The following is a 9,949-nucleotide window of genomic DNA, read 5'->3' as shown; positions in this document are numbered from 1 at the left end:
TGAAGCGCGAGCAGAACGTGATCCTGCAGGAGATCGGCGCGGCCTACGACATGCCGGAAGACCACGTCTTCGACCTGTTTCAGGAGGCCGCATGGCCCGGCCAGCCGCTGGGCCGGCCGATCATGGGCACCCCGGAATCGGTGCGCGGCTTCACCAGCGAGGATATCGCCGGCTATCTCGCCACCCACTATCGCGGCCCCTCCACGGTGCTGGCAGCCGCCGGCGGCGTGCGGCACGAGGAGATCGTGCGCGCGGCCGAGCGTCACTTCGCCGGGTTCTCGTCGCAGACCGCGCCGCAGGCCGCCGTCGCCGGTTATCGCGGCGGCGACCGCCGGCAGGTGCGCGACACCATGGAGGCGCAGTTCGCCCTCGGCTTCGAGGGGCGCCGCTACGGTTCGCCCGACTATCACACCGCGCAGGTGCTGTCGGCGGTGCTGGGCGGCGGCATGGCCTCGCGCCTCTTTCAGGAAGTGCGCGAGAAGCGCGGCCTGTGCTACTCGATCTATGCTTTCCACTGGGGCTTTTCCGACACCGGCCTGATCGGCTTCCACGCCGCGACCGGCGGGGAGGAGCTGGGCGAACTCGCCCGCGTGCTGGTGGGGGAACTGGCCCGCTCCATCGACGACATCGGCGAGGCGGAAGTGGCGCGCGCCAAGGCGCAGATGCGGGCCTCGCTGCTGATGGCGCAGGAGAGCGCGGCCTCGCGGGCCAGCCAGCTCGCCCGGCAGATTCTGGTGCACGGCCGTCCGCTGCCGGTGCGTGAGGTGATCGAGCGCATCGACGCGGTGCACGAGCGCGATGTGCGCCGGCTCGCCGCCGAGGTGTTTCTCGGCACACCGGCCACGCTGGCCGCCATCGGCCCGGTGGAAAACCTCGCTCCGGTGGAGGAGATCGTGGCCCCGCTCAGCGTACGTGACGCGGCGCGTCGCGTGCCGGCGTGAGCCCCGGAGGCTATGCCGTGTTCCTGCGGACGGCCTCCGTGTTTGACATCGAGCCGACCGTAAGGGGGCGGGCGGTCTATCTGCGGCCGCCCATCGTGCCCGACTATCTGGCGTGGGCTTCGCTGCGCAGCGAAAGCCGCGCCTTTCTGGCCCGCTGGGAGCCGCTGTGGCCGGAGGACGACCTGACGCGGCCGGCCTTCCGGCGCCGGATTCGCCGCTATCACCGCGACATGCGCGAGGACCAGAGCTATCCGTTCCTTGTGTTCCGGCAGGAAGACCATGTGCTGGTGGGCGGGCTGTCGCTGTCCTATGTGCGGCGCGGCGTGGCGCAGGCCTGTTCGCTGGGCTACTGGGTGGGCGTGCCGTTTGCCCGCCATGGCTACATGAGCGACGCGGTCGAGGCGGTGCTGCAGTTCGCTTTCGGCACGCTGCGCCTGCACCGGGTGGAGGCGGCCTGCCTGCCCTATAACGCCCCCTCCATCGGCCTTCTTGAAAAGGTCGGATTCCAGCGCGAGGGATATGCGCGGCGCTATCTGTGCATCAACGGGGCGTGGCAGGATCATCTGCTGTTTGCGGTGCTGTCCGACGACCCGCTGTGCGGCCGCGGCGCTGCCGCGGAGTGGTAGGCTGCGGCGCTGCCGGCGGCTTTTCCGGCCGGCGCGTTGTGCGGATGTGCGTTTTTGCCGGGGCCCGGCCCCTTGTCTGTCGTCTGTCCGGAGAAGTGGTTTGGCCGAGATGAAGTCAGGCGCCCCGTTCCGCCGCCTCATGTTCCTCGTCGTGGCGCTGATCGGCCTCGTCACGGCCCTGCCGGCGATGGCGCTGGATGCGGTGACGATTCCCATCGACGCACCGGCGGTGAACCTCACCAACAATCTGACCTATTTCCCCAATCCCTCGGATCGCGTTGCCGTTTCCACCGCGCCGGGGCCGGATGGCATCGTGCGCCGCATCGAGGTGCGCTCGGCCGATGGGCGGCCGGCGCGCTGGGCGGTGATTGCGCTGACCAACACCTCCGACCAGCAGATCGACCGCCTGCTGGTGGCGCCGTTCTACCGCCCCTCCAAGACGGGCCTGCTGAAGCCGGATCTGGGCGAGCGGCATATCGTGGCGATCACGCCCAGTCAGGGCTTTGCGCCGGAGCGCCTGCCCAGCAACGATGCCGATGTCTTTCAGCTGACCCTCGATCCCGGTTCGGTGGTGACGCTGGTGTTCGAAATCACCACGCCGGCCCTGCCGCAGCTGTCGCTGTGGCAGCCGGATGCCTACACCGCCAGCAACAATTCCTATTCGCTCTATAAGGGCATCGTGCTCGGCATTTCGGGCCTGCTCGCCATCGTGCTCACCATCGTTTTCGTGGTGAAGGGAACGGCGATGTTCCCTGCAACGGCGGCGCTGGCGTGGGCGGTGCTTTATTATATCGCCGTCGATTTTTATTTCGTTGATGAAATCCTCAACATCAATCTTTCCGATAACCATATCTACCGGGCGTCGAGCGAGGTCTTCCTCTCGTTCTCTCTGTTCGTTTTCCTCTATGCCTATCTGAATCTCGGTCGCTGGCACATTCGCTACTCCCACGCCGCCATCGGCTTCATGGTGCTGCTGCTGGGGCTGTTCGGTGTTGCCGTCAACGATCCGCAGATGGCGGCGGGCATTGCGCGCATGGCGCTGGCGACCATCGGCGCGGCCGGCTTCGTGCTGATTCTGGCGCTGGCGATCAAGGGCTACGACCGCGCGATCATGCTGATCCCGACGTGGTTCCTGCTGATTGCGTGGATGCTGGGCGCGGCGCTGATCCTCACCGGCCGGCTCGACAACGCCATCGCCCAGCCGGCGCTTTCCGGCGGCCTCGTGCTGATCGTGCTGCTGATCGGCTTTACGGTCATGCAGCACGCCTTCGCCGGCGGCTCCGTGGTGCAGGATCAGGTCGGCGACATGGAGCGCACGGCGCTGGCGCTGACAGGGGCGGGCGATCCGGTGTGGGACTGGGACGTCGCGCGCGATCACATCTATACCGGCGCCCTGGCCGAGGAGCAGCTGGCGCTGGAGCCCGGCACGCTGCAGGGCGCGGCGCTGGAATGGCTGGCCGTGCTGCACCCGCAGGATGCCGACCGCTTCCGCCTCGTGCTCGATGCCGTGGTGGAGCAGCGCCGCGGCCGCATTTCGGAGGTGTTCCGCCTGCGGGGCGGCGACGGCCGCTTTTCGTGGTTCCATCTGCGGGCACGGCCGGTGGTGGGGGCCGACGGCGAGGTGATCCGCTGCATCGGCACGCTGCAGGATGTGACCGAGGCGCGCATTTCCGAAGAGCGGCTGCTGCGCGATGCGGTGCACGACAACCTGACCGGCCTGCCGAACCGCGAACTCTGCCGCGACCGGCTGGAGACCTCGCTGCGCCGGGCGGGCATGGAAGCCGGGCCGCGCCCCATCATGCTCACCATCGGCATCGACCGGTTCCAGGCGGTGAACGAGACGTTCGGCTCGTCGTTCGGCGATTCGAGCCTGCTGACGCTGGCCCGCCGGCTGGAGCGGCTGCTGCAGCCGGTGGATACGCTGGCCCGCGTCGGCGGCGACACCTTCTGCGTCATCATCGAATCGGAGCGCGATCCGGAGCGCGTGGCGGCGCTGGCCGACGAAATGCGCGCGGCGGTGCGCCAGCCCATCGTGTTCGGCGAGGATCAGGTCAGCCTCACCATCTCCATCGGCATCGCCGTTGCCGGCGTCGAGGACGGCAATGCCGGCGAACTGATGCGCGACAGCGAACTGGCCATGGTGCACGCCAAGCGGCAGGGCGGCGACCGGGTCGCCACCTTCACGCCGATCCTGAAGCGCCTCGCAGCCGAGCTTTCCACGCTGGAAACCGATTTCGGGCGGGCGCTCGCCACCGACGAGATCCGCATCGAATATCTGCCCGTCATCCGCCTGCGCGAGCGGCGTCTCGCCGGCTTCGAACTGATCGCCCGCTGGGAGCACCCGACCCGCGGGCGCATCGATCCGGCGGCCACGATGGAGATCGCCGATCGCGCCGGCCTCGTGCACCAGCTCGCGCTGGTCATTCTCGACCGCGCGGCGCGGCTTGCCTGCGAATGGCACGAGACGGTGCGGCCGGAAGGCAAGCCATTGTTCTCGTGGGTCAATCTGCCGGGCAAGGGCGTGCTGACGCAGGCGCTGGTGGACGATCTGCGCGCCGTCAACCAGCGTGTCGACTGGCCGGAAGGCTCGGTCGTGGTGGGGGTGACGGAATCGGCGGTCGCCGATAATCCGGAGCTTTCGCAGGCTGTGCTGGAGCGGCTGCGGCAGGGCCATGCGGCGCTGGCGCTGAACGACGTGGCCGCCGACTGGGCGTCTGTCGGCATCCTGCACCAGACGCCGTTCGATGCCCTGCGGGCCCGCCTGCCGCGCATGAAGGTGCGCGGCGGGGCGATCGACATGAACCTGCTGCGCACCACTGCGGCGCTGGCGCACGGCCTTGGGGCGGAACTGTTCGTCGCCGGGCTGGAGCAGGAAGCCGATGTGGTGAAGCTGGTGGAGGCCGGGTGCGATCTGGCCGCGGGCAAGCTGTTCGGTCCGCCGCTCAACGCCGACGGCGCCCGCCGCTTTGCCGATCGTCTGGCCAACGCGCCGGACGATGCCCGCCGCGGCCGTACCGCCCGCAAGCTGCCGGCGGCACCCGCGGACCCGGAAACGCCGGAACCGGACAAGACACCCGAAGCCGCCGAGTGACAGCCGCACCGGGCGGCCGGCCCGTCAGGGCGGCCGCCGCGCGGATGTTTGCCGCGCCGGTCCGGCGTGCAATGCCGGCCGCCCGTCGCATATCGTGAGTCGCGTACCGTGATCCGGCGCCATCGTCCCGCACGGGCTGTGGCGGGGGGCGCCTGTCTGCGGTGATCCGGTCTGCGGTCCCCCATCCGGTTGCTTGCCGCCGCAGGGGAGCACGGCCGCCCGTTCGGGCTTTTTCACGGGAAAGACCGGCAAAGCCCTGCAAATACGGGGTTTCAGGCCAGTCAGGCTTTGCGGATGCACGCCGCACAGGCGGGGCCGTCTTCGGGCGTGAGGGCCGCAGCCGGCCGGTTCCGCGGGTCTTCTCAGGTCTGCCGGTCAGGGACGGGCCTGCGACAGGCGCGTGGCGAAGGCGGGCGAGACACCGAGGCCGGCGAGGGTCTTCGGGCTGAGCACCACCGGCACCGCGCAGGCGGCCACCACATGGGGCAGGTTCTCCGGCACGATCGCAAGGCCGGCCGGCCGCGCCGAGGGCCACAGCACGAAGCTGACCGGGGGATCGAACGCGCCCTCCCGGCAGGCGGCGATCGTCCCGGCATCCAGAACCGGCTTCGCTGCGGCGCCATATCCGGCGAGATAGGCTCTCGTCAGCGCCGGGCCGGTGAGCACGCCGAGGCGGGTGCCATCCGGCGCGCTGTCGAGGCTGGCGGTGCCGGCAAGGGCGGCCGGCAGCAGGCGGGCCCAGTTCAGCGGGCTTCCGGTGGTGAGATCGAAGGCGAGGGCAAAGGTGCCCGTCGTCGGGTGGGCGCCCCCGCAGAACAGATCGTCCCGGGCGACGACAGCCAGATAATCCGGGCCGGCGGTGGCAACCTCCACCGTGCGCTGCCAGCCGGCGCCATCGCCGGTGCCGGCCTCCGCACGGCAATCGGCCGCGGCGGTGCGCAGGCGGGCGTCGGCTTTGTCCAGTGCGGCGTTGATGCGCTCAATGGCCGCCGGCGTGGCATTGCTGCCGCCGGCGGCTTCGATGCGCGGAAAGGTGGCCAGACCCGGCCCGGCTGCCGCGGGCTGCGACAGCACGACGGTGCCATCGCCGGCGGCTGCGCCGGCGACGCCGCTGAACAGGGCGCCGGCGAAAAGTGCTGCGGTGAAAAGGCTCTTCAGCGGCCGCAGAAGGCTGCCCGGACAAGTCATGGCGGTCTCGCTCCGAAAACCCGGTGGTCTTCCGCTTCTCTCAGACCGGACAGGGGCTTGTAAAGCGGCGCAACGCGGGGCGCGCCGGCCGGCGCGGTTGCCGGCCGGCCGGTGCAGTCGTCATTCCGCCGCTTCAGGCGTCTTCCACGTCAGCTTCGGGGCGCGGGCGGCGCGGGTCTCGTCAAGGCGGCGGCGCGGTGCCAGCTGCGGCGCGGCGCGGAAGGCTTCCGCCCCGCCGGCCCGTGCCCGCTGGGCAAGATCGCGCAGGGCGCCAATGAACAGATCGAGACTGGCGAGCGATTCCGATTCGGTCGGCTCGATCAGCATCGCGCCGTGCACGACGAGCGGGAAGTACATCGTCATCGGATGATAGCCCTCGTCGATCATTGCCTTGGCAAAATCGAGCGTGGTCACCCCGGTGCCCTCGAACGAGGTGTCGTCGAACAGCGCCTCGTGCATGCAGGGCCGGTCGCCGTAAGGCGCGTGGAACAGGTCGGCCAGCCGCACGCGCACATAGTTGGCGGCGAGCACCGCATCTTCGGAGGCCTGCCGCAGCCCGTCGGCGCCGTGGGACAGCATGTAGGCCATGGCCCGCACATACATGCCCATCTGGCCGTGGAAGGCGGTGAGGCGGCCGAACGGCTGCTCGCCGGCCTCGCAGCCGGCGGGGCTTTCCACCAGCACGGTGCGCCCGTCATCGCGGCACAGGAACGGCAGCGGCGCGAACGGCGCGAGAGCCCGCGACAACACCACCGGGCCCGCGCCCGGCCCGCCGCCGCCGTGGGGCGTGGAGAAGGTCTTGTGCAGGTTGATGTGCATGGCATCGATGCCGAGGTCACCCGGCCGCACCTTGCCGACGATGGCGTTGAAATTGGCGCCGTCGCCATAGAAGAACGCGCCGGCCGCATGCACGGCATCGGCAATCTCCGCCACATCGCGCTCGAACAGGCCGCAGGTGTTGGGATTGGTCAGCATGATGGCGGCGACATCGGACGACAGCCGCGCCTTCACCTCGGCCGGGTCCACCGTGCCGTCCGCCCGCGCGGGCACCGGCACCACCCGGTAGCCGAGCAGGGCGGCGGTGGCCGGATTGGTGCCGTGAGCCGATTCCGGCACCAGCACGACGGAGCGCGTTTCGCCGCGCGCGGCAATCGCGGCCTTGATGGCCGCCATGCCGCACAGTTCGCCATGGGCGCCGGCCTTGGGGCTGAGGGCGACGGCCTCCATGCCGGTCAGTTCCAGCAGCCAGTGCGACAGCTCTTCCATCAGCGCCACCGCACCGGCAACCGTCTTCTGCGGCTGCAGCGGATGAATGTCGGCAAAGCCCGGCAGCCGGGCCATCTGCTCGTTCAGGCGCGGATTGTGCTTCATGGTGCACGAGCCGAGCGGGTAGGTGCCGAGGTCGATGGCGTGGTTCTGCCGCGACAGCCGCACATAGTGGCGCATCGTCTCCGGCTCGGAGAGCCCGGGCAGGTCCAGCGGCGTCCGGCGGGCGAAACGGCCGAGGCGGCCGGGCGTGGCCGGCACCTCCGGCAGGTCGACGCCGGTGACCTCCGCGCGGCCGATCTCGAACAGCAGCGGCTCTTCCATCTGCAGTCCGCGGTTGCCGGTGAAGGTGGCGGCGGCCGGCGCGGCGGCTTCCTCCGGGCGGGAGGGGCGACCCTGACGGTTCAGCATTGTGCGGCTCCGGTGTGCGAAGCGAAGGGAAGGGCGCGGCTCATTTCAGCACCGCGGCAAGGGCATCGGCGAAGGCGGCGCGATCTTCCGCCGTGGTGGTCTCGGTCGCCGCCACCACGATGAGGCCGGCAAGGGCCTGGTCGCCGGGCAGCAGGCGGGAAACCGGCACGCCGCCGAGAACGCCGCGCTCCGCCAGTGCATCCACCACCGCCGCGGCATCGCCCGGCACGCGGATGGTGAACTCGTTGAAGAACGTGTCGTTCAGCACGCTCACGCCCGGCACCGCGGCCAGCCGGCCGGCAAGGTCGCAGGCCGCGGCGTGGTTGAGCGCGGCAAGGCGTGTGAGGCCAGTCTCGCCCAGCAGCGTCATGTGAATGGAGAACGCCAGCGCGCACAGGCCGGAATTGGTGCAGATGTTGGACGTGGCCTTGTCGCGGCGGATGTGCTGCTCGCGGGTGGAAAGCGTCAGCACGAAACCGCGGACGCCGTCGGCATCCACTGTCTCGCCGCACAGGCGGCCCGGCATCTGGCGCACGAACTTCTCGCGCGTGGCGAACAGGCCGACATAGGGGCCGCCGAAATTCAGCGTGTTGCCGATGGACTGGCCTTCCGCCACCACGATGTCGGCCCCGAGCGCGCCGGGTGCCTCCAGCGCCCCGAAGGACACGGCCTCGGTGACGACGGCGATCAGCAGTGCGCCGGCGGCATGGGCCTTGTCGGCAACGGCCTGAAGATCCAGCAGGTTGCCGAAGAAGTCCGGCGTCTGCACCACGACGCACGATACCGTGTCGTCGATGGCGGCGAGGAGATCGGCCTTGCCCGCCGGATCGGCCGGCAGAGCCACCACGGCATCGCCGGCCATGGCGCTCAGGGTTTCCACGACGGCGCGATAATGCGGGTGCAGCCCGCCCGCCAGCACCGCCTTGCGGCGGCGGGTGATGCGGTGGGCCATCAGCACCGCTTCGCCGGTGCCGGTGGAGCCGTCATACATGGAGGCGTTGGCCACCTCCATGCCGGTGAGACGGGCGACCTGGGTCTGAAACTCGAACAGCACCTGCAGCGTGCCCTGCGCGATTTCCGGCTGATAGGGCGTGTAGGAGGTGAGGAATTCCGAGCGCTGGATCAGGTGATCGACCGTCGCCGGCACATGGTGGCGATAGGCCCCGGCGCCGATGAAGAACGGCACGTCGCCGGCCGCCACGTTGCGGGCGGCGAGGCGGCCGAGATGGCGCTGCACCTCGGGCTCGGTCTTCGCGCGCGGCAGGTCGGCGAGGCCGTCCAGCCGCCGGTCGGCGGGGATATCGGCAAAAAGGGTCTCGATCCCTTCGGCACCGATGGCGGCGAGCATGTCGGCGCGGTCGGCGGGGGTAAGCGGCAGATAGCGCATGAACGGTGATCCGGGGAGGAAAGCGCGGCGGGGCGGGGCGCCCCGCCGGTTTCGGCAGTCAGGCAAAGACCGGCGCCGGCCCGGCCACCGTCACGCGGGCGGTGACCGAACGGGCGATGTAGCAGGCCTCGTGAGCCTCGTGGTGCAGGGCGGCGAGGAGGGCGGCGTCGGGCCGTCGCACCCCGGAAAAGACGATGGCGGGATGAAGCGTGATTTCGGTCATCGCCACATGGCCGTCGTCGCGCCGCGCCATGAGGCCGGTGGCGGCATCCTCGTAACGCTCCACCACCAGCTTTTCGCGCGCGGCGAAGCTGAGGAAGAACAGCATGTGGCAGCTGGAGACGGCGGCCACCAGCGCCTCTTCCGGGTCCACCGCATCCGCCCGCGAGAGCGGCAGCGGCACACTGGAGGGCGCCGACGAGGCCGGCACCGCGACACCGCCGTCGAACGACCACAGGTGGCCGCGGCTGTAGCGGTTGTCGGTGAAGACCTCACCGGCGCCGCGCTGCCACAGCACGGTGGCGGTGAACCGCGCTTCGCTCATGTCGGGCCCTCAGAGGGTGTCGACGAAGGCCTTGTAGGCGGCCTCGTCCAGCAGGTCGGCGAGTTCGGCGGTATCCGACAGCTTCAGCTTGAAGAACCAGCCATCGGTCTCCGGCGCCTCGTTGACGGTCTGCGGGGCGTCCGGCAGCGCCTCGTTGACGGCGACGATCTCGCCGGAGGCCGGGGAATAGACCTCCGAAGCGGCCTTCACCGATTCCACCACGGCGGCATCGTCGCCTTTGGCGACCGTGCGGCCGATCTCGGGAAGCTCCACGAACACCACGTCGCCGAGCTGGGCCTGTGCATAGGTCGTGATGCCGACGGTGGCGATGTCGCCTTCAACCTTCAGCCACTCGTGGTCCTTGGAGAACAGCAGGGTCATGGAAAGGAAATCCTGTTTCCGGGGTTCTTGAACGGGATTGGGGCCCGCCCGGCCCCATGCAAGCGGTGCGCCGGGGCGGGGAGAGCCCGTTGCAGGCGGGCAGACAAGACGGGC

The 9,949-nt window shown here is 70.0% G+C and carries 8 protein-coding genes; 3 read left to right on the top strand and 5 right to left on the bottom strand.

The features are described from left to right. The 3 genes from V7067_RS05585 to V7067_RS05575 all read left to right on the top strand — a co-directional run. The coding region (locus tag V7067_RS05585) for a pitrilysin family protein (RefSeq protein WP_334174895.1) at positions 1-941 on the top strand (941 nt) is incomplete at its 5' end. A gap of 17 nt (positions 942-958) precedes the next feature. Next, positions 959-1,567, top strand: coding sequence for a GNAT family protein (locus V7067_RS05580; protein ID WP_334174894.1), 609 nt, complete (start codon positions 959-961; stop codon positions 1,565-1,567). A 109-nt stretch (positions 1,568-1,676) separates the two neighbouring features. Beyond that, positions 1,677-4,658 carry an EAL domain-containing protein gene (locus V7067_RS05575; protein ID WP_334174893.1) on the top strand — a complete coding sequence of 994 codons (2,982 nt, stop codon included), beginning with the start codon at positions 1,677-1,679 and terminating at the stop codon, positions 4,656-4,658. A 375-nt stretch (positions 4,659-5,033) separates the two neighbouring features. Here V7067_RS05575 and V7067_RS05570 read toward each other — a convergent pair whose 3' ends face one another. The 5 genes from V7067_RS05570 to gcvH all read right to left on the bottom strand — a co-directional run bounded on the left by V7067_RS05570 (position 5,034) and on the right by gcvH (position 9,835). Continuing rightward, the gene (locus V7067_RS05570; protein WP_334174892.1) at positions 5,034-5,846 is read right to left on the bottom strand and encodes a hypothetical protein; all 813 of its coding nucleotides are present in this window, start codon (positions 5,844-5,846) and stop codon (positions 5,034-5,036) included. Between the two features lie 120 nt (positions 5,847-5,966). Next, positions 5,967-7,523, bottom strand: a complete 1,557-nt coding sequence (gene gcvPB / locus V7067_RS05565) for an aminomethyl-transferring glycine dehydrogenase subunit GcvPB (protein WP_334174891.1) — start codon at positions 7,521-7,523, stop codon at positions 5,967-5,969. 40 nt (positions 7,524-7,563) lie between these two features. Next, complete coding sequence (gene gcvPA, locus V7067_RS05560) at positions 7,564-8,910, bottom strand: aminomethyl-transferring glycine dehydrogenase subunit GcvPA (protein WP_334174890.1); 1,347 nt, start codon at positions 8,908-8,910, stop codon at positions 7,564-7,566. A gap of 58 nt (positions 8,911-8,968) precedes the next feature. After that, positions 8,969-9,454, bottom strand: a complete 486-nt coding sequence (locus V7067_RS05555) for an OsmC family protein (RefSeq protein WP_334174889.1) — start codon at positions 9,452-9,454, stop codon at positions 8,969-8,971. Between the two features lie 9 nt (positions 9,455-9,463). Beyond that, the gene (gene gcvH, locus V7067_RS05550) at positions 9,464-9,835 is read right to left on the bottom strand and encodes a glycine cleavage system protein GcvH (protein WP_334174888.1); all 372 of its coding nucleotides are present in this window, start codon (positions 9,833-9,835) and stop codon (positions 9,464-9,466) included. Between the last annotated feature and the right edge of the window lie 114 nt (positions 9,836-9,949).

The sequence above is a fragment of the Pseudoxanthobacter sp. genome, assembly GCF_036822375.1.
In the GTDB taxonomy this organism is placed as follows: Bacteria; Pseudomonadota; Alphaproteobacteria; order Rhizobiales; family Segnochrobactraceae; genus Pseudoxanthobacter.
Note: the sequence above shows the minus strand (reverse complement) of the source record. Positions and strands in the feature narration are given on the sequence as shown.

What these genes read in the sequence shown, in the direction of transcription:
- V7067_RS05570 (WP_334174892.1), bottom strand. Translation starts at nt 5,846, where the DNA reads ATGACTTGTCCGGGCAGCCTTCTGCGGCCGCTGAAGAGCCTTTTCACC.
- gcvPA (WP_334174890.1), bottom strand. Translation starts at nt 8,910, where the DNA reads ATGCGCTATCTGCCGCTTACCCCCGCCGACCGCGCCGACATGCTCGCC.
- gcvPB (WP_334174891.1), bottom strand. Translation starts at nt 7,523, where the DNA reads ATGCTGAACCGTCAGGGTCGCCCCTCCCGCCCGGAGGAAGCCGCCGCG.
- gcvH (WP_334174888.1), bottom strand. Translation starts at nt 9,835, where the DNA reads ATGACCCTGCTGTTCTCCAAGGACCACGAGTGGCTGAAGGTTGAAGGC.
- V7067_RS05575 (WP_334174893.1), top strand. Translation starts at nt 1,677, where the DNA reads ATGAAGTCAGGCGCCCCGTTCCGCCGCCTCATGTTCCTCGTCGTGGCG.
- V7067_RS05555 (WP_334174889.1), bottom strand. Translation starts at nt 9,454, where the DNA reads ATGAGCGAAGCGCGGTTCACCGCCACCGTGCTGTGGCAGCGCGGCGCC.